The sequence below is a fragment of the Sulfurimonas sp. genome (genome assembly GCF_023229025.1).
Taxonomy (GTDB): domain Bacteria; phylum Campylobacterota; class Campylobacteria; order Campylobacterales; family Sulfurimonadaceae; genus Sulfurimonas.
Genome location: NZ_JALOAA010000002.1, coordinates 21,383 through 44,413, shown reverse-complemented (window position 1 = coordinate 44,413; position 23,031 = coordinate 21,383). Strand labels below are relative to the sequence as shown.

Annotated in this window: 24 protein-coding genes; 5 read left to right on the top strand and 19 right to left on the bottom strand. The window is 37.5% G+C overall.

Annotated elements, in window-relative coordinates:
- Nucleotides 1-35: 35 nt before the first annotated feature.
- The 4 genes from flgE to M0Q20_RS00965 form a co-directional block, all read right to left on the bottom strand.
- Complete coding sequence (gene flgE, locus M0Q20_RS00980) at nt 36-2,177, bottom strand: flagellar hook protein FlgE (protein ID WP_295057802.1); 2,142 nt, start codon at nt 2,175-2,177, stop codon at nt 36-38.
- 139 nt (nt 2,178-2,316) lie between these two features.
- Nucleotides 2,317-3,573 (bottom strand): flagellar hook protein FlgE, encoded by a 1,257-nt coding sequence (locus M0Q20_RS00975; RefSeq protein ID WP_295057801.1) that lies wholly within the window; start codon nt 3,571-3,573, stop codon nt 2,317-2,319.
- Between the two features lie 18 nt (nt 3,574-3,591).
- Nucleotides 3,592-4,257 (bottom strand): FlgD immunoglobulin-like domain containing protein, encoded by a 666-nt coding sequence (locus tag M0Q20_RS00970; protein ID WP_295057798.1) that lies wholly within the window; start codon nt 4,255-4,257, stop codon nt 3,592-3,594.
- 102 nt (nt 4,258-4,359) lie between these two features.
- Nucleotides 4,360-5,946 (bottom strand): flagellar hook-length control protein FliK, encoded by a 1,587-nt coding sequence (locus tag M0Q20_RS00965; protein ID WP_295057795.1) that lies wholly within the window; start codon nt 5,944-5,946, stop codon nt 4,360-4,362.
- 167 nt (nt 5,947-6,113) lie between these two features.
- On the opposite strand from M0Q20_RS00965, the gene M0Q20_RS00960 reads away from it, so the two are divergent.
- The gene (locus M0Q20_RS00960) at nt 6,114-6,275 is read left to right on the top strand and encodes a hypothetical protein (RefSeq protein WP_295057793.1); all 162 of its coding nucleotides are present in this window, start codon (nt 6,114-6,116) and stop codon (nt 6,273-6,275) included.
- Here the strand turns inward: M0Q20_RS00960 and M0Q20_RS00955 are convergent.
- The 3 genes from M0Q20_RS00955 to M0Q20_RS00945 all read right to left on the bottom strand — a co-directional run bounded on the left by M0Q20_RS00955 (nt 6,272) and on the right by M0Q20_RS00945 (nt 9,021).
- Nucleotides 6,272-6,685, bottom strand: a complete 414-nt coding sequence (locus tag M0Q20_RS00955) for a hypothetical protein (RefSeq protein WP_295057791.1) — start codon at nt 6,683-6,685, stop codon at nt 6,272-6,274. The two genes, M0Q20_RS00960 and M0Q20_RS00955, sit on opposite strands and share 4 nt — an antisense overlap.
- A 62-nt stretch (nt 6,686-6,747) precedes the next feature.
- Complete coding sequence (locus M0Q20_RS00950; RefSeq protein ID WP_295057788.1) at nt 6,748-7,731, bottom strand: argininosuccinate synthase domain-containing protein; 984 nt, start codon at nt 7,729-7,731, stop codon at nt 6,748-6,750.
- A gap of 51 nt (nt 7,732-7,782) precedes the next feature.
- A complete protein-coding gene (locus tag M0Q20_RS00945; protein ID WP_295057785.1) occupies nt 7,783-9,021 on the bottom strand; it encodes a DEAD/DEAH box helicase in 1,239 nt (412 codons plus the stop codon).
- A gap of 99 nt (nt 9,022-9,120) precedes the next feature.
- Between M0Q20_RS00945 and M0Q20_RS00940 the strand changes: the two genes are divergently transcribed.
- Nucleotides 9,121-9,837, top strand: coding sequence for a DEAD/DEAH box helicase (locus M0Q20_RS00940; RefSeq protein ID WP_295057782.1), 717 nt, complete (start codon nt 9,121-9,123; stop codon nt 9,835-9,837).
- Here the strand turns inward: M0Q20_RS00940 and dnaG are convergent.
- Both dnaG and M0Q20_RS00930 read right to left on the bottom strand, forming a co-directional pair.
- Nucleotides 9,827-11,479, bottom strand: a complete 1,653-nt coding sequence (dnaG, locus tag M0Q20_RS00935; RefSeq protein WP_295057968.1) for a DNA primase — start codon at nt 11,477-11,479, stop codon at nt 9,827-9,829. The genes M0Q20_RS00940 and dnaG overlap by 11 nt on opposite strands.
- Nucleotides 11,480-11,591: 112 nt before the next feature.
- Nucleotides 11,592-11,723 (bottom strand): hypothetical protein, encoded by a 132-nt coding sequence (locus tag M0Q20_RS00930; RefSeq protein WP_295057779.1) that lies wholly within the window; start codon nt 11,721-11,723, stop codon nt 11,592-11,594.
- Between the two features lie 190 nt (nt 11,724-11,913).
- Between M0Q20_RS00930 and rpsU the strand changes: the two genes are divergently transcribed.
- On the top strand, nt 11,914-12,126 hold the full coding sequence (gene rpsU, locus M0Q20_RS00925; protein ID WP_295057776.1) for a 30S ribosomal protein S21: 213 nt from the start codon (nt 11,914-11,916) through the stop codon (nt 12,124-12,126).
- 60 nt (nt 12,127-12,186) lie between these two features.
- Here the strand turns inward: rpsU and dgt are convergent, their stop codons facing one another.
- The 8 genes from dgt to M0Q20_RS00885 are packed head-to-tail and all read right to left on the bottom strand — an operon-like array spanning nt 12,187 to nt 18,560.
- A complete protein-coding gene (gene dgt, locus M0Q20_RS00920; RefSeq protein ID WP_295057773.1) occupies nt 12,187-13,284 on the bottom strand; it encodes a dGTP triphosphohydrolase in 1,098 nt (365 codons plus the stop codon).
- Between the two features lie 14 nt (nt 13,285-13,298).
- A complete protein-coding gene (locus tag M0Q20_RS00915; protein ID WP_295057770.1) occupies nt 13,299-14,462 on the bottom strand; it encodes a GGDEF domain-containing protein in 1,164 nt (387 codons plus the stop codon).
- A 39-nt stretch (nt 14,463-14,501) separates the two neighbouring features.
- Entirely contained in the window at nt 14,502-15,059 is a 558-nt protein-coding gene (locus M0Q20_RS00910; RefSeq protein ID WP_295057767.1) for an alkylphosphonate utilization protein, read from the bottom strand.
- A 17-nt stretch (nt 15,060-15,076) separates the two neighbouring features.
- Nucleotides 15,077-15,289 (bottom strand): hypothetical protein, encoded by a 213-nt coding sequence (locus M0Q20_RS00905; protein WP_295057766.1) that lies wholly within the window; start codon nt 15,287-15,289, stop codon nt 15,077-15,079.
- A 4-nt stretch (nt 15,290-15,293) separates the two neighbouring features.
- Nucleotides 15,294-16,127, bottom strand: a complete 834-nt coding sequence (locus M0Q20_RS00900; RefSeq protein ID WP_295057763.1) for an FAD-dependent thymidylate synthase — start codon at nt 16,125-16,127, stop codon at nt 15,294-15,296.
- 52 nt (nt 16,128-16,179) lie between these two features.
- Complete coding sequence (locus M0Q20_RS00895; RefSeq protein ID WP_295057760.1) at nt 16,180-16,818, bottom strand: protein-L-isoaspartate(D-aspartate) O-methyltransferase; 639 nt, start codon at nt 16,816-16,818, stop codon at nt 16,180-16,182.
- A complete protein-coding gene (locus tag M0Q20_RS00890; protein ID WP_295057758.1) occupies nt 16,811-17,551 on the bottom strand; it encodes a carbon-nitrogen hydrolase family protein in 741 nt (246 codons plus the stop codon). Before M0Q20_RS00890 ends, M0Q20_RS00895 begins: the two co-directional genes overlap by 8 nt.
- Nucleotides 17,538-18,560, bottom strand: a complete 1,023-nt coding sequence (locus M0Q20_RS00885; RefSeq protein ID WP_295057756.1) for a ribonucleotide-diphosphate reductase subunit beta — start codon at nt 18,558-18,560, stop codon at nt 17,538-17,540. Before M0Q20_RS00885 ends, M0Q20_RS00890 begins: the two co-directional genes overlap by 14 nt.
- A 188-nt stretch (nt 18,561-18,748) precedes the next feature.
- On the opposite strand from M0Q20_RS00885, the gene M0Q20_RS00880 reads away from it, so the two are divergent.
- Complete coding sequence (locus tag M0Q20_RS00880) at nt 18,749-19,843, top strand: methyl-accepting chemotaxis protein (RefSeq protein WP_295057753.1); 1,095 nt, start codon at nt 18,749-18,751, stop codon at nt 19,841-19,843.
- A gap of 154 nt (nt 19,844-19,997) precedes the next feature.
- Nucleotides 19,998-20,924 carry a bifunctional methionine sulfoxide reductase B/A protein gene (locus tag M0Q20_RS00875; RefSeq protein ID WP_295057751.1) on the top strand — a complete coding sequence of 309 codons (927 nt, stop codon included), beginning with the start codon at nt 19,998-20,000 and terminating at the stop codon, nt 20,922-20,924.
- Between the two features lie 3 nt (nt 20,925-20,927).
- Here the strand turns inward: M0Q20_RS00875 and M0Q20_RS00870 are convergent, their stop codons facing one another.
- On the bottom strand, nt 20,928-21,137 hold the full coding sequence (locus M0Q20_RS00870) for a hypothetical protein (RefSeq protein WP_295057748.1): 210 nt from the start codon (nt 21,135-21,137) through the stop codon (nt 20,928-20,930).
- A gap of 37 nt (nt 21,138-21,174) precedes the next feature.
- A complete protein-coding gene (gene typA / locus M0Q20_RS00865; RefSeq protein WP_295057745.1) occupies nt 21,175-22,977 on the bottom strand; it encodes a translational GTPase TypA in 1,803 nt (600 codons plus the stop codon).
- Between the last annotated feature and the right edge of the window lie 54 nt (nt 22,978-23,031).

Genomic DNA, 23,031 nt, shown 5'->3' with positions numbered 1-23,031 from the left:
AAGCAGAAGGAATTATAACAAAATAGATTTAAAACTTATCGCTTTAACCCGATAAGTGTCTCAAGAAGAGTGTCTGAAGTGGTAATTGTTTTACCATTTGCCTGATAACCTCTTTGAATGATTATAAGCTGTGTCAAAGAGCGAGACAAGTCAACGTTTGAAGCCTCAAGTGCCGCAGCTTGCATAAAACCACGCCCTGCCGTTGCTGCCGTACCTATGATTGGGTCTCCGGAGTTCGCAGTCTGTATAAAAACATTTCCACCCTCAGTAGAGAGACCTTCATTGTTTGTAAACTTTGCCATACCGATTTGTGCCAATCCAAAAGAGCGTCCATTGCTAAATGAGCCGACTAACGTACCGCTTTGATCAATTCTAATACCGACTAAATCTCCACCCGTAAAACCATCCTGACTTATTCCTGAGGTTGATGAAGCAGAATCAAAACTAGTCATGCCATCAAAACCGTTGGAAGTACCAAGGTCGATTGCAACTTGCTGATTTGCAGCCGAGCCGTTATTTGCTGTAAAAGAGACATTTGGCGGGTTATATGTAGATAGTGAACCATCACTATTAAATCTTACAAAACCGGTCTTTTCATTATACGGCGCAATTGAGTCAATAGTAGCAGGCTCAGGAACACTTATCTTTAAATTCCAAGTACTTCCTGTTGAAGCGTCTACCGAAACTTTTCTAAACTCCGTTCTAAGAGTATGTTTTGATCCTAATGAGTCAAAAATATCTATACTAGATGAGTGTGTTGCCGCATTAAAACCTTGAGAAAACGCCGTTGCCGTACTTCCAGAAGGAAGAGTTGAGTTTAATGCTTCCATGTTTCTTGTAAATCTTGTATTTTCGGTTATTCCACCGCCTACAACACTACTTGCATTCATCCCTGTAATTGACAGATTAATATCATAATCGTTTGCACTTCCACCAGGATTTGACAACTCAATCTTACCTTGCTCATTTACTTTTACTTCAACATTACTTGTTGCACCACCACCGTCTGCATTTGCTTGAGTCTCAAGAGCCTCACGGAGATCTGCTATTGTAGTAAATTTCTTATCACTTCCGGCTACTGTTGTAGATACAGTAGGATCATACTGATATCTATATGCCGTAGTAACTGAATCTCCAACAACGAATCCACTACCATCTCCACCTCCAACGGCGCTTATTCTAATATTATGCGAAGCGTTTGCATTTGAGTTTGAGTTTGTTAGTGTTATTGTATCGGTTACGGTATCGTATGCGGCACTTATGCCTGTTACAGATGTCTGAGCATTAATTGCCGAGACATATCTTGCACCATCTTCATCTGCCGTGTTTGTTGCAAGACCACCGGTTGTTGTAATCTGTTTTGTAGTACCGTCATCTAATTCAAATGTAATATCTAACTCGGCTCCACCACCTGGAACTGCCACACTTGATGTTGTTGTTGAGTTCACAAATGATGCCCAAATACCTTGATTTGTTTGAAGATTAAACGCCTCTCCCGAGTCATTAAACATAACACCCATATCGCCGGACTCTATTGGGTTTCCATTCTCATCAAGAGCAGGTGGAGTAGGGAGTGCCGGCGGAGGACCTGCAGGAACTTCGTAAGCAGGTGAAAAGTTCTCAACTCTAGGTCCTGAGTTTAGGTTTGCCTTAACAACGACATTTTGTGTTGGAGATGCGGGAGTAGTAAGCCCCGGTGGTATATTTATATCCGTAATAGGTGCTGTCGCATCAACTTTGCCTGTCACTGGATCTCTAAGCCATCCTTGAACTATAAAACCGTTGTTATCAACAAAATTTCCACCGGCATCAAACTTAAAGTCACCTGATCGTGTATACTTGTATGTGTTACCGCCATCGGGAGAGACTATGAAAAAACCATCCCCTTGAATAGCAACGTCTGTATTTTTATCAGAATTTTGAACAGAGCCCTGCGCAAAAATCTTAGTTACTGAACTAGCACTTGCACCAAGACCTACCTGTACCGGATTTTTACCACCCAATTCACCTTGAGGAGCAGTTGCAATTGCTTGTGTCTGAGCAAGAAGATCAGAAAAGTTCGCACGTGAATATTTAAAACCTATGGTATTTACGTTTGCAATATTATTTGATTCTACGTCCATCGCAACTTGATGTGACTGTAGTCCGGATACACCGGAAAAAAGTGATTTTAACATTTTAAATCCTTATTATTCATTTATAACACTCTCAAGAAAAAATCTTATTGTGTTAAAGAAGCCCTATTGGCAACACTTACCCTTTTTTAACAGGTAAACTATTATTGTAAATAAAATAGCATTTTATGTTCCAACTTTATTAAGCATCCATGCTTAAGGCTTTTTGTAACATCTCGTCTGCCGTTGTTATTGATTTTGAGTTTGCATCGTATGATCTTTGCATAATTATAATTTCTGTAAGACCGGCCGTAATATCAACATTAGAGCCCTCAAGTTTAAAGTTTGAAATATCGGTTCCTATAATATTTTTACCGTTTTCATCTTGAAAAAATATTGGTCTACCGCTGTTTTGAGACTCTGAAAATCTTGAGCTGCCTTGACGTTCAAGTCCTCTGTCATTTTGAAAATGAAATACTCCAATTTTTCCAACGGCACTCTGCATGCCGTTAGAAAAAGTAGCGATTACATCTGCATTTTTATTTATATCGTACCCAATAAGACTACCGCCGACAAGACCGTTTGAAGAACTAGAGCCGCTAAAAGTATCTCCTAAAGACATAACACCCTCATATCCACTGCCAAGATTAATTGCTACATTTGTTCCGTTATTGTCTATTGATGTTAGTGTTGATGATATCAATGCCCCCGTATCATCAAAGCTTGCAACGCCGTTGCTTGTACTATAAATTTCTGTACCTTTAAGATTCTCAACCGTAGCGACTATATCCCACTGACTTCCAGGGGAGAGCTGAGGAACACTTTTTGTAAACTCAAGTCTTAAATTATTTCTAACACCTTGTGCATCAATAATTTCAGAACTTATAACTTCTATCTCATCCCCTGCACCTAAATTACCATAAAAATTTGCCTCAGTTGTTGCTTGGGGCGGGAAGAGCAGCTCATCCGGAAAACGTAGTTTCTCCTGCGCGTTTACATCTCCAAGCTCTACCTCTGCTAACTGCTCACTCAACACTCCATTGTTGATATTGCTCCCCATAGTCCCCAAAACATAATAACCGTCATTGGTAACCAAATCTCTATCTTTATCAAACACAAAAGAGCCGTTGCGAGTATAGAGCGGCTCCCCTTCTGCTTGAATTCCAAACCAGCCGTCACCAAAGATTGCTAAATCCGTACTTCTATCGCTTAGCTGCATAGAGCCTTTGCTCTGGCTCATGGTAACTGCGTTTAGCTTTGTACCTATTCCAATACTGCTATTTACACTTGAAGACGCCGCAGATGTGACAAGAGCATTTTCAAAAAGTGATGAAAACTCTGTCGTATATTCACGAAATCCAACCGTGTTTATATTTGATAAATTATCCGAAATTACATCAATTCCATATTGATGCGTTTTAATTCCATTTATCCCTGTATAAAAAGCCTGAGTCATCATTTTAGTGTACCTCTACTCTTAGTAAATCTCTTTTACATCTGTAAGAGAAACATAGCTAGAGCCTACCTTGAAGTAAGTCTCATCACCATCAAATCTAACTGATTCAATAGGGTAAGCTCCAACTCTTGTTGTTAAATCATCACCGTTTGGATTTGTGTATGAGGCAGTTGCATAGTAAATTCCGCTTTCAACACTGTTTCCGTTTCGATCTGTTCCATCCCATGTAAACTGGTAAACTCCTTTAGGATTTGTACCGACATCTATTGTTTTTATTATATTGCCGTTGACATCAAGTATCTCAACATTTCCTCTCTCTATCTCATCAGGGAAATATATCTCAAAAGTAGTTTCGCTTCCTTCATCTAAGACGATAGCATTACTCCCCATATCTGCTGTTTTGCCAATAGCAGATATTGTACTGTACTGCTGCGAACTACCTAGCGATAGCGCTAAGTCCTCTAATGCTTTATTTGTATTCTCGGTAGCTTCAAGAGTTGCAAGTTGCGATGTCTGAGTCAAAATCTTCTCACTATCCATAGGTTCTGTCGGATCTTGGTTTTGAAGCTCAACTAACAAAAGAGTCATAAAGTCATCTTTGCCTAGCACCGTCTTATCTTCAACCGTAGTTGTAGGCGCGTACTCCGCATTTGTTGCTGCATTTAAGCCTGTTGATGTGATTGCCATGATACTTCCTTTAATTTATTATCCGTAAAAAGAACAACTCCTTTTTACTTCGCTAGCCGCTTAGGCACTGGAGCTTGCCTCATTATTCGAGGCAAATTTTATTTATATATATCTAGGGACTACAATTTCTAAAGAGCTTAGTATCTCTTCGTGTGTCTCTTCACTCTCAAAGTAGTTATACTCTTCATGAGCTTTTTGCTCATGTTGTCTATGCTGGTTTCCTCCACCGGCATTTGTATCACCACCACCTTGTGAACCATTACTAAAGTTTAATGAAGCATTATTTATTCCACTATTGTTTAACTGTACTTTTAGCTCATTGGCATTCATCGCCAAAGTATTTACCGCTACACTGTTTGAACTAATATTTACATGTAGGTTTTTACCTCTTTGTACTACCGTTAAATCAACCTCTCCAAGGTGTGCAGGATTGAGCTGAATCTTAACTCTAGTAAAAGGCGATTTATACTCCTCAATAGCACTCTTTATATCATTAGAAAGATATTTAATCATCTGTTTTGCTTCGTTTAGCTTCACCTCAAAACTATCAGCTTTATGCGTTATTGATGATTCTGTTTTTGAAGAGGAGCTGCTGGATTCAGGCAAGGAGGTGTCTCCTCCTAAAAGTTGCTCTAATGTTTTAATACTGTCTTGTGTCGGGGTTGGAGCAATAACTCTAGCAGTAGCTACAGAGAAATCAGCTGTTAGTGCAAGAGTGCTCGTAGATGATTTTTCTTCACGAAGAAGAAGCTTAAGCGTCTCATCTGCTTTTGTCTTAGGTGTTTTTTCATCTGTTTTTTGTATATTATTTGCTTTAGCTTGAACAATCTGCTCTGTTGTTGTGTGTTGCTGCGGATTTTGTGCTTTAAAGAGTGGTGTCTCTCTTATCTCTCTGTGAGTAGTTTTTTCACTATTTCTAATCTCGCTAGATACTTCCGCCTCTGCTTTTTGTGCATTTGCAGCAGCTGTATTTAGCTTTTTTTCATCAACTCCGGTAGTTTTCTTAACAGATATCCCCTCTTTTAAAATATCTGGGCGTGCCTCTTTTGGACCCTCTGGGCGTATCTCTCTCTCTGAGCCACTCTTTCTTTCTTGAACAACATCTTTCTTTGGCTCTGTTTGCCCCTCTGTAGTGCCTTTTGTCTCTTTTTGGGTTACTGTGGAGAGTTCTTTTAAGTTTGTATCATTTTTAACGCTTGACTTTATCTCTTGAAAACTTATTTTGCTTATATCTATACCAAATTTTTTAGCAGCATCGACTAAGCCACCTAGAGTTTTTGGTAGCTCTTTTATCTCTGCCTTTTTATATCCATCGCTATTTTGGATTTTATCTTTGAGATAGTTTTTTGCATCGACTATTAATGCTTTCATATCATCTTTAGTAAGAGAAGATGTGAGTTTTGGATTTAGCTCCGATAACTCCTCTTTATCTAACAGTGTTAGCTTATCTTCACTATTTAAAAGCGAGAGATTTTTCTCCGCCTTTATGCCGACCTGTGCAGGTTTAACATTTTTAACATCACTGCCCAGCGCTAAGATTAAGGAGCCGTTTTGAACACCTTTGCCCTCTTTTTTTTCGCTCGCACCCCTTAGAAAATCTGAAAATGAGCTACCTTTCTCATTTTTTGGGGTTACAAGAGTCAATGACGATGATGAGCCGTTTTTACTTTTAGCATCTAGTAATACCACTTTACACCACCTTTTTACTCATAGATTTTATATAAGGTAATAGCATAAACTATTCCACTATTAAATATATATAGATATAATTTTGAATTATGAAATTATTACTCTTACTATTTCCCTTACTGTTAATTGCTAAAAGCCCTTTTGATTCAAAGAAAGTTGATTTTGATATGTCAGCCTATGAGACGAAAAAAAATGAGCTAAACGAGAGTGCGGGGAAAAATAGTAAAATAAAGTGCAGATTAGTGTGCGATAAAAAAATATATAAAGAGCAGAAGATTTCAGATGCAATTGAGTTTTATAAAAACTCCAAAGAGCATAGTTTTAATTAAGAACTAAAGTCATCCAGGCATCTTAAATCTTTTTTATACATTGCGCTTACGTTGTTTGCAAGCTCATCAACAAGAGCTTTTGAACTCTCACCGTCTATAGGATAACTAACCATAGCGCTACCCAAGCTTCTTGCAAAAAACTCTTCAAACATATCTTTGACAATTTGTGCTCCATACTTATCTGTGTAGGGAAGTAGGAAAAAGTAGTCTGATTTAGAGTTTAAAATAGCATCGGAATTTCTTAAAATTTGCTCTAAAGAGCTATCTATGACCGACTGCTCAACCTCTAAAAAATCACAATAAAGCAGAGTAAAGCTCTCTGCTCTACTCTCATCCACTCTCTGGGCTAAGCCTATACTTAAATCAAGAAGTTGTCTAAAGTTATCAAATCCAAAATGTACGCCTGCCATATTTTGCCCCAACTTATTAAGATTTTACAGAGTATATCAAAATTAACGATAAAATATAGAATCTACATTATCGTGTATGGCTTTATCTCTTCTCTAGATATAAACGGGGTTGCCTGAAGCTCTTCTTTATCTTTATCAAGCGCTAGCGTGTATATCTTACCCTCTTGTGCTTTACAGTATGTTAAAATTATCTTTGCCGCAAGCTCTTTGTCAGCGGCAGTTGCACTTTTGCTAAGAAGCGAATGGGGACCGGGTAAACCGATAGTTTTTATATGAAAATATTTATCGTTATCTATCTCTTGCAGATGGAGATTCTCATCTTTATTTCTTCCAACTACAAGCTTAGCTCCATCAGGAAGTCTAAGATGACGACCATATTTCATAACCGGAACATCTCTTACTTCAAAGAGGTCATACTTTATAAAATCAAACATTTTTTTAGCGAAGTTCTCATCTGTTAAAAGGCACCCTCCGCCAGGGCTTTCAAAATCTTCCAACCCTATCTCTTTTACAAGTTCTAGCTGTCTATCACGACTTCTTCCCGTGATGCCTTCTAGTTTTTCTCTATCCACCCACCCTTTTACCTCAGCTATTGTAGGCTCAAGAGCTTTTGCCGAGAGCGGTCTAAGCAGGAGTCCGTCACAATTACTCTCATTTAAAACCATCTGCAGAGCATCTTTGTTTTGGCTCATAGGACGCTGTCCCAAAACCTCGCCGCTTATTAGAAATGAAGCACCTTCTGCCTCCATAACTCTTTTTGCCACTGCAAACATCTTTGCATGACAATCTATGCATGGGTTAAAATTTTTACCGTATCCATGCTTTGGGTCAAAGAGAACGTCTTGTAAATATTCGCTCTGTATATCTATGATTTTTAGTTCAGCTCCAACTTGTTCACACATATTTTGCATATGTTCAAGCCTATCTTTTGTACTTCCAAAACCTGTATTAATATTTATTGCTAAGACATCTATACCTTGGTCTCTTATAAGCTTTATTGCCAAAGTAGAGTCTAATCCACCACTAAATAGTGCGACTGCTTTCATCTTAATTCCTTGTAAAATTGATAACTTAAACTAGATAATTATATACTATTTCTACTTTTTTCTTCTAGTTGATTTTTCAGAGGGTCTATTTTTAGCTCCACTTCTAGAGTTTTTGCCTCTTCCACCACCTTGATTTATCGCTTCTGCTTTTATAGAAGGGTCTGGTTTAAACTCTTTTAACCAAACTTTAGCGATATCCTTCTTTATTAACTTCTCTATGTTTGCCAAGTACTCATTTTCATCTACACAAACAAGCGATATCGCTTCACCCTCTTTTCCTGCACGTCCTGTTCTGCCAATTCTGTGAACATAATCCTCAGGTACGTTTGGAAGTTCATAATTTACTACATGCGGAAGCTGATCTATGTCTATTCCTCTAGCTGCTATATCTGTTGCGACCAAAACTCTCACTTCACCATTTTTAAAGTCGTCCAATGCTTTTGTTCTTGCATTTTGACTCTTGTTTCCATGTATAGCAACGGCGGTTATACCATCTTTTTCCAGCTGTCCTGCAAGGCGATTTGCTCCATGTTTTGTTCTTGTAAAAACAAGAACCTGCTTCCACTCTCCATCGCTTATTAGATGCGTAAGCAGCTCTCTTTTTCGCTCTCTATCAACAGGATAAACCGCTTGTTTTACACTCTCAGAAGCTATATTTGGACGAGCCACCTCTATAAGAACCGGAGAGTTTAAGAGTTTATCCGAGAGTTTTTTAATATCATCTGAGTATGTAGCTGAAAAAAGAAGTGTCTGTTTCTGCTTTGGAAGAGTTGCTAATATCTTTTTAATATCATTTATAAAGCCCATATCCAACATTCTATCAGCTTCATCAAGCACTAAAAACTCGACTGCTCTTAAATCTATGCTCTTTTGGGATATATGGTCCAAAAGCCGCCCAGGAGTGGCAATAACTATATCAACACCTTTGCGAAGCTTTACGAGTTGCGGATTTATTTTAACTCCCCCAAAGATTACTGCAGATTTAAATCCAAGATATTTTCCATAAATCTCAACGCTCTCGCCAACTTGAGCAGCAAGCTCTCTTGTTGGAGTGATAATAAGTGCTCTTACTTTATGCTTTGCATTTGCGGGTTTTGAACTTAAAAGCTCAAGCAGAGGCAGTGTAAAACCCGCTGTCTTGCCCGTTCCGGTCTGAGCTCCCGCTAATATATCCTTTCTGCTTAAAATTACCGGTATTGCTTGTTTTTGAATGGGTGTCGGCTCACTATAGCCCTCTTCTTTTACGGCTTTTAATAGAGGAGCCGATAAACCTAATGTGCTAAATGACATTCTTTTCCTGATTTGTAATATTCATACATAATAGCATAAATTATGCTAATGTAAGATATAATATTAACTAAATATTAAAAAACTATCTTAGGATTTTTTATGCCAATTAGCCAAATAACTCTCAAACACAACAAACATCGTGTTCATCCATGTCCTAATGACAAAAAGCTATCGTTGCTTACTCTATTGATAGAACAAAATAGCAATCTTGACACTATTGTTATTACAACACAAGATAGCAGCCCAATAAAAAATAAGTTGAAAAATGAGAACATTAAAGTCCTTAGTGACAATGAACTCTTAGAACTGCCTGAGCTAAAATGCAAACTACTTATAAGCTACGATTTGCCGTCTAGTGCCGATGTTTACATACAAAGGGTTTCTAGAGCTACCGAGAGTGCGCTTATTTTACTTGATATTAGCGAACAAAAACAGCTATATCCTATAGAGACTCTTTTAAAGAGAGTCATTAAGCAGGAGATTATCGCAGGTTTTGAATATGAAGAGCAAGCTAGCTTGAAGATAGCAAAAGCGGCGCTAAAACCAAAAAGGGAGTATGCCCTTAAGCAAGATACAAACAGTAAGCCCAAGCATGAAAAAAAGTCTTTTAACAAACCTAAAAAAGATTCTAAAAAGCCAAATAAATTTCTAGGTAAAGATGAAAATGGAAAGGCAATATTTTCAGGTAAAAGCGGCGAGAGAAACCACCGCTATGACGGAAAGCCCAAAGATGGGCAAGTAGCGTCTAAGAGTACCGGAAGAAAGATATCCATAAAAGAGCGCAAGCCAAAAAATGCTGATGAGACTAACTCTTAAAAGCCACAAGCTCACCTCTTTGAAGTTGTGAGATTTTTCCTCTATATTTACGAATAAAAAAAGCCTTCTCTTCAAAAGAGATATTCTTTTGCATATTTACCTTTTTATATTCGCGTTCATAATGTTTAGTTAAAAAGGCGATTAGTTCAGCTTTTAATGCCTCTTCATTTTTTAAAGGTTTTATCTGATCATCTACAGCAATTGCCATCAAAGAGGGTTCGTCAAAGCTCCCCTTAAGAGCCAAACTAAACTCATGTGAGTGAAACTGCAAAAGTGACGGATCTAATACGTCTAGTATCTGCTTTACAAACTCTGGGTGCTCTAAAACCGTCTTAATAAGACTAAGCTCCCACATATCTCTATATCGACTTCTATCATCAACAGGCTTACTGTAGTTAGTGTTAGTTTGATTACTCAGCTTAACAAATGATGGATTAATTCCCAACCTTTGTGCTAGATACGACTTATATCTATCTTGAAGAATGGCGGAGAGAGTCTTAAGATACCCTACTGCCTCTTGCATACACAACTCTTTTGCCTTAGGGTCGGATAGATTATAAAGAGATATTATCTCATCTAGGACAAACTCTATAAACGGCTGAGGAGTTCTAAACATCTCTGAGAGCTCTTCTGATAGACCATCTTTAACCATATCTGCAGGGTCTAACCCCTCTCCAAAGATAACTACTCCGCCGCTAAATCCGCTCACGCTTAAAAGCCTTGATGCCTTTAGAGCTGCCGCTCGCCCTGCCTTGTCACCGTCATAAGCCATTATAACTTCAGGCTCCCCTTTTCTAAGCAGCGGCAGATGCTCCGCTGTTAGTGCCGTACCAAGTGTTGCAACCGCATTCTCAAACCCTGCCTGATGAAGCATAATAACATCAAGATAACCCTCTGTTATAACTATCTGCTTTGTTTTATGAATGCTCTTTTTCGCATGATGGTAGGCATAGAGAAGACGTGATTTATTGAAGTATGGAGTCTCAGGAGAGTTTACATATTTAGCTTGATGTCCGGTTATAGTTCTGCCGCCAAAACCGACAACTGTTCCATTTGCGGAGTGAATAGGAAATATTATGCGCTCTATAAATCTAGCAAAAAGCCTTGAGCCATCACTTCCCACAACGCCCATCTCTACTGCTTCGCTCATATTTAAAAGTTCGGATTTTATATAGTTTATTGTCGCGTTTGAATCCGGTGCATAGCCAATAGCAAACTTCTCCATGCTGCTCTCATAAATACCTCGCTCCTTTATGTAAGAGAGTGCCTCTGAATTTTTTGTAAGTAGATATTGGTACCGACTACTTATTTTTTCCATAAAGCCGGAACGAGGTTTGTCATTTTTTTTGTCGCTGTATGAGAGTGAGAAATTATATGAGGAGGCAAGTTTTTCTAAAGCTTCCGGGTAATTTAGTTTTTCATGCTCCATAACAAACTTGATACTATCTCCACCGACACCGCATCCAAAACAGTGATATATCTGCTTAGCAGGGCTAACTACGAATGAGGCTGTTTTTTCGTCATGAAAAGGGCACGGCGCCTTATAATTCGCACCTGCTTTTCTAAGCTCTAGATATGAACCTACTACATCAACAATGTCAAGGCGTGCTTTTAGGGCTTCTATGGAGTCTTGAGTAATCATGTTTGTATTGTACAAAATTGTTGGTTAAAGAGAGTTTGAAAAAAGTTATATGAGATTACTAAAATAGGTCTCGGTATGACCTATTTTAGAAGGAGAAATAAAACTTTAGATATTAATAAATATCTGTACTCGGATGATTCGGTTTATCTATCTGAGTATTTGCATCTTTTGTATCGTAGTGTACGATACTATCAGCTTGGAGGACACCCAACACTAATGTAACTGTTAAAATGAATATTTTCATTTAATTTCCTTTGGTAAGAACGCATTACGCTCTAGTTTTAAATCAGAGGAATTTTATCCGATTTAAAAAATCTACTCCTTGATTTGTGTCAATTTTAGAAAAAAATTGCCTTTTTACCAAATAAAATCTCAAATAAAGCTGTTTATGATATAATTCGATTTCAAATTTTAAAGAAAGTGGGTGATGTGATATGCCAGGTATCGTACTACGCAGTGATGATAATTTTGATGCAGCTTACCGCCGTTTCAAGAAGCAGACTGACCGTAACTTAATAGTTACGGAAGCTCGTGCTCGCCGTTTCCATGAAACGGAAACTGAAAAGCGTAAGAAGTTCTTAATTGCATCTCGTAAGAAAATGCTTAAGCGTCTTTATATGATGAGACGTTACGAATCACGCCTATAAGCTTAAGCCCTTCGGGGCTAAGGTTTACCTTATAACCCTCAAAAAACCTACACTCCGAAACTACATTTTTCCATACATCTCATTATAAAAAGAGAGAGCATGTCTGTCGCTCATGTATGCAATATAATCGGCTATAACTCTATGCTTTTTTCTATATTGGAGTTGTGCGTAATAAAACTTAGGTAGCATCTTGGGCTCTTCATTTAAGCCGCTATATAGTCCTCTTATCGCCTGTTTACCTGCAAACATTTTAATAACAATATCTTTATGTTGGTATAGCTTTGAAAAAAGTAGTTTTTTGAGTTTTTTTATCTCTGACTCAAGCTTCTCATCAAAACCTATTGGAAGTTTTGTTTTGCTATCAAGTGTCGCGCAGAGTATCTTAGAGTTATCAACTCTATCTTTTGAGTACTCTATAAGCGAGTAAACCAGATGATTAATGAGGTGCGAAACAAAACGGTATCTAAACATCTCATCCTCTTGCTCTTGGACGCCTTCACTCTTTACTTTCTCCAAGATCATCTTTATCAGCTCACTCTCTTGTAAATCATCAAAACTTATCAACCCTGAGTTGACGCCATCGTCTATATCATGGGTTATATAAGCAATTTCATCTGCGCGGTCAACAACCATGGCTTCGATACTTGGATGAGTCTTGAGATTAAACTGCTTATCTATTGCGGGAGGCAAAAAGCTTTTTTTATATGGATATGAGTGTTTTAAAATTCCCTCTAATGTTGCAAACGTTAGGTTTAGCCCATTAAATTCACTATATCGCTTCTCTAGCGAAGAGACAACTCTAAAGCTCTGAAAATTATGATCAAATCCATTTTTAAAACCATCACGTCTTAAACACTCATCGAGCGTATCTCCGCCTATATGGCCAAAAGGAGTGTGCCCCAAGTCATGTGAAAGCGCTATTGCTTCAGATAGTGATTCATTTAAGCCGAGATGCGAAGTGATTGAACGGGCGATTTGAGAGACCTCAATAGAGTGAGTAAGTCGTGTGCGAAAAAAATCTCCCTCTTGGTTTAAAAAAACTTGTGTTTTATACTCAAGCTTTCTAAAGCTGCCGGAGTGAATAACCCTATCTTTATCTCTTGCATAAGGGTTTCTAAAATCTTTGTCTATCTTATAAAATCTATAATTTGCTTCCATGTTACTACTACCTTTTATGCTTTTACTACCAGATTTCTTCCTGCTTTTTTTGCCTTATAAAGAGCATTATCGGCTCTTTTCATGACGGCAAACGGATCTCTATCTTTAGAACTTTTCTGTACAACTCCGGCTGAAATATTTATAAATATTCTCTTAGAGCTCTTCTTATTTCTAACGCTAAATGGGCTTTTTGCTATGGCATCTCTTAATATATCGGTATGAGTATAGGACTCATCCGAATCTTTTGACGGAAAAAGAAGTACAAACTCCTCTCCGCCGTATCTATACGCTTTTCCGCCACCGCCGACATTTGCCAATCTTGAGGCAACCATTTTTAAAACTTCATCGCCGGTATCATGCCCGTAAGTATCATTAAACTTCTTGAAGTGATCTATGTCTATCATAGCAAGAGAGTACTTCATACCTAGTTTTGCCATATCCTCTACCAAAGCCCTTCTTCCGGGAAGAGATGTAAGCTCATCATAAAAAGCAAGACGATATGACTCTCGTATGAGTAAAATAAAGATTATCACACCTATTGCCAACATTGAAAGCTCAAGTGCATGCGGTGTTTTTATAAAGTAAAAGCCTGCGTAAAAGGCTATAACTATAACTAAAAAAGAGCCGTTATATAGCAGATATCTATTAAATATCAGTAGCGCGCTTATGATAAAAAGTACAAAAATACCGACTGCAACAGAGATATCTTGTAGCGGATAAAAAGAGAGGGCAAAGAGTTTAATCTTTAGCAGAGCTATTAAATCACTCTGTGGATATGCAACAAGATATGCAACAGAAGCTATTTCAAACAGAAATAGAGAGATCTTTAAAATACCCCATATAGAGAAGAGCCCTCTCTCTCTTAGAGATAAAAAGAGAAGCAGATGCAGTGGATAGAGCACGGAGGCATAAAAAAACAGATCTGTCTTTTTGTTAGCACTAAGATACTCAAATCCTATGCTTATAAGTAGTAGCGGTATAATTATAAAGATAAATCTATTGCGGTTAAAGTGCCAAGAAACCCATAAAATGAGTACGCTTATCGCATAAAAGAGATATGGTACAAGAGTAAATATAAACTCAGGAATCTTGGACTCATAAAGTGCAATAAATACGAATATGAAAAATATAAAAAACGGTATTGATATATTTACGGCTACAGATTTTAGAGAATTCATATATACCTTCTATATCAAACTTGCAATAGCGAAAAAAATTTACGCTTTTTTCAAAAACTCTGTTTTTAGATAAATTTTAGTTCCATTTACTCGCCCCTCTACATGCCCATCAACATTTTGGGGAATTGTGATGTTTTTAACCATAGTGCCTCTTTTTGCAGTAAATCCGGCACCCTTAACTTCTAAATCTTTAATAATTACAACACTGTCTCCTGCGTTTAAAACAACACCGTTAGAGTCCTTTAGAGGTGCATTTTTTGACTCACTCTCTAAGCCGGCATCTGCCCAAGCTTTTATATCATCTTCCATATATATCATATCAACCAGATCTTCTCTGCCAAGACTCTTTAAAAGCCTATATGACATAACGGCAACGGCAGGAGTATCGCTCCACATGCTATCGTTTAAACAGTTGAAGTGAGTCTCATCTATTTTATCGGGGTCTTGTATCTGTTCTTTACATGTTGAACATAGATATATTGACTGCTGGGCACTTCCATCAGAGGGTGCAACCTCTAAAACGCTCATCCCTTCGCTGCCTCCGCAAAGTTCACACACACCGCCGCTTCTTACTTCTAACTCTTTTTCTACGCTCATCTACTCTTTCTCCTATCTTACTTTTTAAACTCTAGTACATCTTCATCGCTAGAAGATTTTGTTTTTGTGTTGTCAAACGCTCTTTGTGCCTCTTCTTCATTATAATTTCTGCACTTTTCTATTATTTGAGGATCAGAGTTTGGTCCTATATTTTCACACATTGCAAAATTAAACTCAAAATATGAGCACCCGCTAAATAAAAAACTGCCTATTAAAATATACTTCCACATCTGCTCAACCTTTTTTAATTATTAAATCTAAATATTTTGACGGTGTTTTTCTCATCATCTCCTGTGCTAGCCATCTTATCTGAAAGAATGCGGCTCCGCTATCTCTTAGTGTAAGATAGTTTTTCAGGCTTCTAAGATTAAACGTAACCACCATATCTACTTTTACGTTATCCGTTATTATATGCTTAAAAGCATCTCCGACATTGCGCTTCTTCTTTCCAGCCTCAAGTGCTTCAAAAAGTGCTTTTGCGTCACCTCTAAACTCATCTAAAAGAGAGAGTGAGCTCTTTGCTACGGCAATTTCATTAAAGTTTTGTACTTTTTTTGATTGATATTTTAGCTTATCGTAAATTGCGCCTATCTCAATTCTATTATACTCCACGTCACATGTAACAAACATATCAAAGCTCAAAACTTTTTCTATAAAAAATTCTCTATCTTCACTCGTCTGTGAAGCAACAAAAGCATTTATAACAGAACTCATGGTGTAACGTGTACTTCTAACGCTTATCGCTTGAATACGGTGACGAGCATGCTCTTGAAGCACGCCTCTGCTCGTTCCTCTAATTAAATAGCTTAAATTTGCATGCTCTAAAATAGAGTGGTGAAAATGTGTCCAAGCCAAATCATTTAAAAGATTCGACTCCTCTATGGCATTTATTTTTTTACAAACAGAATCATCAGGCATATTTGTCTCAATATGTTTGATTGCCTCATTTTCACTATTTGTAAATGAGTCATAGCAAGTTCTAGCAGCTGCTTCAGCCACCCCTATGCCGGTCTCTTGCATCAAGACTACTTCAGGCTTTAAATATTTTATACCGTACATCTCTTCCATAGATTCATCCTACCTTGTGCTGCTCTTATTTTACAATAATAAACTTAGATGTTTACTTTTGAATCCCATCTAAAATCGGAACAAAATCACACCCCTCCAGCTCCTCTTTTTTTATGGAGCTTCCCACTTTTTTAAAACGAGTTATAACCTGTTTTGACCCAACCTGCATAGGAGCTATTAGCACTCCGCCATCACAAAGTTGCTCAAAAAGTTTTGCCGGTATCTCCTTTGCGGTTGCCGAGAAAATAATTCTGTCATAAGGAGCATACTGTGCCCAACCGTTTTGTCCATCGTCATGTCTTGTGTGAATATTGCCGATACCTAGCTTTCTAAAACGGGCTTTTGCCTCCAAAATAAGCGGCTCTATTCTCTCTATGGTAAAAACGCCCCGAAATAGATGCGATAAGACCGCCGCCTGATAACCGCTTCCACAGCCTATCTCTAAAACTCTCTCGGCACCCTTTGGCTCAAGATACTCAGTCATTTTTGCAACCGTCAAAGGAGAGCTTATCCATTGGGCCGAGCCCATAGGCAGAGCATCGAGTTTATATGCATTATGTCTAAAGCCAGCGGGTACAAACTCTTCTCTATTTGTTTTTGCAATTGCGCTCTTAACATTTTGGCTCAAAGAGAACTTTTCATGACACTCCTGTGCTAATTTTGCTGTTTTTGTCGCTGTTATTCTATCCAATGCCTACATCCATGTATCTTCTCATTTTAACTATCTCTTTTTTATCATAAACAAGCTCCAAAGAAGCTCTGTTCTCATTTCTCTCATCTTCGCCATGAGGAGCTATAATCCCGCTCATTTTTGTGCACTCTTCATTTTGTGAATCACTAGCAACTACATAACACTGATTTATAACAGCAAGCGCTCTTGTTATAATTATAAAATGCTCCGTTCTTAAAACTCCCCACCATGAAGGTGCGGCAATAACGTCACACCCCTCAAGTTTTTTCCAAAACTCTTTAAAGCGAAGCTCAAAGCAGATTAAAACACCTATTTTAATGCCATCAACTTCAACAATCTTAATATCTTCACTATTACCTTCGGACATATATTTATGCTCATCACCAAAGCGAAACAGTTTTGCCTTTGCTCTCTCGTAAACAATTTCGCCGTTAAAAAAAATCTTGGTAAAATTAAAAACCTCACCCTCTCTTTTCTCAAGCATCGTTAGTATAATTATTTTCTTATAAGAGGCTTTTTTTAACTTCTCTTGGGCTACATGAGCGAACTCTACGGCTTTATCTAAGTTTTCATAATCAAAACCCGTTAGAGCAACTTCAGGCGCAACGATAAGCGAATTTTCTGAAGCTCTATCTATTAACGCCAAAAGGGTTTGTAAGTTAGCGTTATAATTTTTTGTAGTTTTGAAAAGAAGTGAGCAGAGTTTGTATCCGCTCTTCCTAGAAGTCGTCATCAAAGCTTAAGCTTCCTTTTGAGTAGTTTGCAACTGTTCCTTCAAAAAAGTTTGTTTTTTGGTCATTAAATTTTGAGAAATCATCAACCCACTTTATAGGGTTTGCTACATTATATAGCTTATCAAATCCGACACTTGAGAGTCTGTCATCTGCTAGATATTGAATATACTGCTCTATAATTGCATCCGTAAGTCCTAAAACCTGCCCGCCTGTTATATATTTTCCCCACTCAGACTCAAGTCTAACCGCCTCTTTAAACATCTCAATAACTTCGCTTTTAAGTTGTTGCGTAAAGAGTTCCGGTCTCTCTTTTCTAAGCGAGTTTATAAGATTTTGAAAAAGTACTAAGTGCGTTACCTCATCTCTTTGAATAAAACGTATCATCTGGGCTGAGCCTAGCATCTTTCCACTTCTTGCAAGAGTATATATATACGCAAAGCCACTATAAAAGTAGATTCCTTCAAGGATTTGATTTGCAAAACATGCTTTTACGAAGTTATGCTCGGTAGGATTTTTAGATAACTCCTCATAAACAGCCGCTATAGCATCATTCTTACTCTTTAGCATCATATCACGTCGCCAGAGGTCATAAATCTCTTTGGAGTTTGCAGAGATACTATCAACCATAACCGCATAACTTTGTGAATGAAGTGCCTCCTCGTAAGCTTGACGAACTAAAATAAGGTTAATCTCCGGAGATGTTACATAAGGGTTTATGTTGTCCATAATATTGTTTGTTTGAAGAGAGTCCATAAAAATCAGCTGCGAAAGAGCTTTATCGTAAGCTGCTTTTTCAACATCGGTAATCTGCTTATAGTCACTCACATCACGCGTCATGTCAACCTCTTTTGGAAACCAAGTGTTGTTTAACATCATCTCCCAAAGATTATATGCCCATTGATACTTTATATCGTTAAGCTCAAATATTCCGGTTGGATTACCGCCAAATATTCTTCTGTCGTTTACACTTTCATTTGATTCAGGATTATATATCTTTTTTCTATTCATCTCTTCTCCTAAAAATTCAATAAGGGATTATATCTTTATGAAGGTTTCGATTTCATAAATTTTAAAATAGTTTGATTAAATTTTATTTCAATGCCTTATATTATGAACTCTTCAATTAGCTTATATATTAAAATTGCTCAAGAATAAAAATTAAATTTTTCGATATAATGGCGTAAAAAAGAGAAAAGATGGGCTTTTTTAATAAATCTAGTATATCAAAAGATGAGTATAAAAAATTGCAAGAGGAAGTTATCTTCCTTCGCAATAGCAATAGTGAACATATAGAAAAGATAGCAGAGCTTGAGAGTGAACTCTCGATGTTATCAGCCGCACCCAAGGAGGTTCTTGCGGATACTCTAATGAAATCACAAAATGAACACTTAAGAGCAAATATTGTAGATATTCAAAACAATATGGCTGAGTCTGTCAGTGCGTCTAAGAGCAGCTTAATCAAAACAGATGAACTTGTTGCAAGCATAGAGCGAATTGCAAATCATATATCAGATACCGTAACAAACCTTGATCATTTAAATGAGCTATCAGAGAACTCTGCGTCAACTGTTGGTGGACTTGCAGAAAGAACAAACGACATTACTACTATTTTATCACTGATAAAAGATATAAGCGATCAAACAAACCTCTTGGCTTTAAATGCAGCTATTGAAGCTGCGCGTGCCGGTGAACATGGTCGCGGTTTTGCGGTTGTTGCTGATGAAGTACGAAAACTAGCCGATAGAACAGACAAGGCTGTAAGCGAAATAAATATCTCACTTCAATCAATGAAACAAGATGTTGATAGCATCTCAGAACAATCAAAAGAGGTACAAGACGGCATAGCCACCTCAAATAATCTAATTATTAAACTAAACGATTGTCTTCAACATGACTCATCTGAAATGAAAAAAGCATTTATCAGTATGGAGTTTACGGCTGATCGTGTCTTTATGTCTTTGGCAAAACTTGATCATATACTTTGGAAGGTAAATACTTACTACTCAGTTGCAACAAAAAAAGAGCAGTTCAAATTTGTTAATCATCATAACTGTCGTTTGGGTAAATGGTACTATGAGGGCGAAGGCAAAGAGAACTTTTCAAAAACTTCTAGTTACGATAAACTGGAAGCTCCTCATGCAGTAGTTCATAACGGTACACATAAAATTTTTGATTTGATGAGTAAAGATAAGATTGATATAGAAGCTATTAAGAGTGCATTTAATGAGATGGAAGAAGGCAGTAATGAAGTGTTTTTTACACTAGATCAGATACTTCACGATAAAGATTAATATCCTATATACAACCTCTAGTCAATAAAAATAGTTTAACTTTTGTACACTTTTATAAAAATAATTTTATAAATTTTCTTCAAACAAAATAACATTATATTAATACAGCAATACTCTATATAATGATATTTACAAATAATATAAGGAGAGGTGTATGAAACTTTTCATATTTTTCATACTTCTAATTACAACAATGAATGCATCTGATTTTAAGCCATGGGCACAAAAGATTGAACAACTTAGTGATGAAGAAAAGAGTATACTGCTACACAAAGGCACGGAGAGACCATTTTCCGGTAAATATACAAATGAAAAATCAAGAGGAGTATACACATGCAAGGTTTGTGATGCCCCGCTTTATGATTCAAGTGATAAATTTGATTCAGGCTCGGGCTGGCCAAGCTTTGATGATGCAATTGAGGGTTCTGTTAAGAGAGTTCCCGATGCTGACGGCAGACGTGTAGAGATAGTTTGCGCCAACTGCGGTGCACATTTGGGTCATGTTTTTGAGGGTGAAGGTTTTACTTCCAAAAACACGAGACACTGCGTCAATTCACTATCATTAAATCTCAAAAAAAAGCCTGATACTAAAGATAAAAACCTCTCTTATGCCTACTTCGCAGGCGGCTGCTTTTGGGGTGTGGAGTATTATTTAGAGAAACTTGACGGCGTAAAAGAGGTAATTTCAGGATTTATGGGCGGACATGTAAAAAATCCAAGCTATTATGAAGTTGTCCGCTCAAATACCGGACACCTTGAAGCCGTTGAAGTGATTTATGATAGCAATAAGATATCTTATGAGGAGATAGCAAAGACTTTTTTTGAGATTCATGACCCAACTCAGACAAACGGGCAGGGTCCCGATATAGGAGAACAGTATCTCTCGGCAGTTTTTGTAAATAACCAAGAGGAGAGAGAGACTATCTTGAAGCTAATAACAAAGCTTGAAGCAAACGGCTACAAGGTTGCTACTAAAATAGTTGATAAATCTGAATTTTATGCAGCAGACGAGTCTCACCAAAACTATTATGAGAAGAAGGGAAGCAAGCCCTATTGTCACGGATATGTAAAGAGATTTTAATCTTTACTCACCGCGGGATTTGACAAAATCCCGCGTGGATTTATCTACAGACTCAACAACACCATCTTTAAAACTTGATACCGCATTTCCGCCCTCATGTGAATATATAATATAAACACCTACTGCCAAAACCAAAAACATCAACTTAAAGTTATTGCCGCGATAAAGAGTAACCGCTAACAAAGCAACTACGATTAAAGATACTATATACATGACTCAAATCCTTTAAATGGACATTAATTTATTAAAATTACTTACGAGAGTCTCTTTTTCTTTCTGATTCAGTTAAGAGTTTTTTACGAATACGAATACTCTTAGGTGTTACTTCAAGAAGCTCATCATCTTCAATCCACTCTAGTGCACGCTCTAGTGACATAATGCGTGGCGGAACAAGTTTTATAGCTTCATCGGCTCCGCTTGATCTAACATTTGATTGCGCTTTTCCTTTAATAGGATTTACTACTAAATCATTTGAACGTGAATGTTCGCCAACAATCATACCCTCATACACTTTAGTTTGTGGACCGATAAAAAGAACACCGCGATCTTGAATATTAAATAGTGAATAAGAGAGTGTTTCACCGTTTTCCATACTAATAAGTGCACCGTAGCTTCTTGATTCAACCGTACCGGTATATGGACGAAACTCTAAGAAAGAGTGATTCATTACACCCTCTCCCTTAGTATCTGTTAAAAATTGACCTCTAAAACCTATAAGTGCACGGGCTGGAATTTCAAACTCAATTCTTTGAAAACCAGAGCCCATTGGGAGCATTGATTTCATCTCAGCCTTTCTCTTACCAAGACGCTCAATAACACTACCGCTTAACTCTTCAGGAACATCTATAACTAGATGCTCAAATGGTTCACACTTAACGCCCTCAATCTCTTTTACGATAACTTCTGGACGAGAAACACCAAACTCGAAATTTTCACGACGCATATTCTCAGCCAAAACAGTAATTTGAAGCTCCCCGCGACCAGAGACTTTAAATTTACCCTCACCGATAACTTCAAGTTTCATTGCAACATTTGTAGTCATTTCAGCTTCAAGACGATCTTTGAGTTTGTTTGATGTAACATGTTTACCCTCTTGACCTGCAAGTGGAGAATCATTTACGGAAAATACAACTGTTAGTGTTGGCTCTTCGATATGCATTGGATCAAGCGGTACAGGGTTTATAGGATCACAAATAGTATCTCCTACATCAATAGTCTCCATACCCGCCATTGCAACGATATCGCCGGCCTCGGCCTCATCAATCTCCATACGATTAAGACCATAAAAACCTATAAGTTTAGAAATTTTACCCTTTACTAACTCACCGTCAGCCTTAGCTAACATTATATTATCGCCTTTTCTAATAGTACCGTTAAATATTCTTGAGATTCCAATCTTACCAACATAGTTATCATAATCAAGTGTAAATACTTGTGCTTGAGCATGATTATCTTTGTCACCTTCAGGCTCGGGAATATGTTCTAAGATTGCTTCAAAAATACACTCAAAATTTCCATCAGAATCATCCATATCTGTTTTTGCTATACCGTCACGAGCAGCAGCATAAATAATAGGAAAATCTAGCTGATCTTCAGTAGCGTCCATATCTGCAAACAGATCAAACATCTCATCAACAACTCTCTCTGGATCAGCCGATGCTTTATCAATCTTGTTTATAACAACGATAGGTTTTTTACCCATCGCTAACATCTTCTTAACAACAAATTTAGTTTGAGGCATAACGCCCTCATAAGCATCAACAAGAACTAAAACACCATCAACCATTTTAAGTACACGCTCAACTTCTCCACCAAAATCGGCGTGACCGGGAGTATCTATAATGTTGATTTTATAATCTTTATATCGAATTGCTGTATTTTTTGATAGAATCGTGATGCCACGCTCTCTTTCCAAATCGTTGCTATCCATAGCTCTCTCATCATGATGCTCATGAGCTCCATATGTTCCAGACTGCTCTAATAATCCGTCAACTAATGTAGTTTTACCATGATCGACATGGGCTATAACTGCAATATTTCTAATCTTTTGCACAAGGCTTCCTTCTTTGATTTCTTAAAAATTTATGAAACCAAGATAAAAATTTTT

Bases quoted from the DNA above. Each gene is read 5' to 3' on its own strand.
- flgE (WP_295057802.1), bottom strand. From the start codon at position 2,177: ATGTTAAAATCACTTTTTTCCGGTGTATCCGGACTACAGTCACATCAA.
- M0Q20_RS00975 (WP_295057801.1), bottom strand. From the start codon at position 3,573: ATGATGACTCAGGCTTTTTATACAGGGATAAATGGAATTAAAACGCAT.
- M0Q20_RS00970 (WP_295057798.1), bottom strand. From the start codon at position 4,257: ATGGCAATCACATCAACAGGCTTAAATGCAGCAACAAATGCGGAGTAC.
- M0Q20_RS00960 (WP_295057793.1), top strand. From the start codon at position 6,114: ATGTCAGCCTATGAGACGAAAAAAAATGAGCTAAACGAGAGTGCGGGG.
- M0Q20_RS00955 (WP_295057791.1), bottom strand. From the start codon at position 6,685: ATGGCAGGCGTACATTTTGGATTTGATAACTTTAGACAACTTCTTGAT.
- M0Q20_RS00950 (WP_295057788.1), bottom strand. From the start codon at position 7,731: ATGAAAGCAGTCGCACTATTTAGTGGTGGATTAGACTCTACTTTGGCA.
- M0Q20_RS00945 (WP_295057785.1), bottom strand. From the start codon at position 9,021: ATGTCATTTAGCACATTAGGTTTATCGGCTCCTCTATTAAAAGCCGTA.
- M0Q20_RS00940 (WP_295057782.1), top strand. From the start codon at position 9,121: ATGCCAATTAGCCAAATAACTCTCAAACACAACAAACATCGTGTTCAT.
- dnaG (WP_295057968.1), bottom strand. From the start codon at position 11,479: ATGATTACTCAAGACTCCATAGAAGCCCTAAAAGCACGCCTTGACATT.
- M0Q20_RS00930 (WP_295057779.1), bottom strand. From the start codon at position 11,723: ATGAAAATATTCATTTTAACAGTTACATTAGTGTTGGGTGTCCTCCAA.
- rpsU (WP_295057776.1), top strand. From the start codon at position 11,914: ATGCCAGGTATCGTACTACGCAGTGATGATAATTTTGATGCAGCTTAC.
- dgt (WP_295057773.1), bottom strand. From the start codon at position 13,284: ATGGAAGCAAATTATAGATTTTATAAGATAGACAAAGATTTTAGAAAC.
- M0Q20_RS00915 (WP_295057770.1), bottom strand. From the start codon at position 14,462: ATGAATTCTCTAAAATCTGTAGCCGTAAATATATCAATACCGTTTTTT.
- M0Q20_RS00910 (WP_295057767.1), bottom strand. From the start codon at position 15,059: ATGAGCGTAGAAAAAGAGTTAGAAGTAAGAAGCGGCGGTGTGTGTGAA.
- M0Q20_RS00905 (WP_295057766.1), bottom strand. From the start codon at position 15,289: ATGTGGAAGTATATTTTAATAGGCAGTTTTTTATTTAGCGGGTGCTCA.
- M0Q20_RS00900 (WP_295057763.1), bottom strand. From the start codon at position 16,127: ATGGAAGAGATGTACGGTATAAAATATTTAAAGCCTGAAGTAGTCTTG.
- M0Q20_RS00890 (WP_295057758.1), bottom strand. From the start codon at position 17,551: ATGACGACTTCTAGGAAGAGCGGATACAAACTCTGCTCACTTCTTTTC.
- M0Q20_RS00885 (WP_295057756.1), bottom strand. From the start codon at position 18,560: ATGAATAGAAAAAAGATATATAATCCTGAATCAAATGAAAGTGTAAAC.
- M0Q20_RS00880 (WP_295057753.1), top strand. From the start codon at position 18,749: ATGGGCTTTTTTAATAAATCTAGTATATCAAAAGATGAGTATAAAAAA.
- M0Q20_RS00875 (WP_295057751.1), top strand. From the start codon at position 19,998: ATGAAACTTTTCATATTTTTCATACTTCTAATTACAACAATGAATGCA.
- M0Q20_RS00870 (WP_295057748.1), bottom strand. From the start codon at position 21,137: ATGTATATAGTATCTTTAATCGTAGTTGCTTTGTTAGCGGTTACTCTT.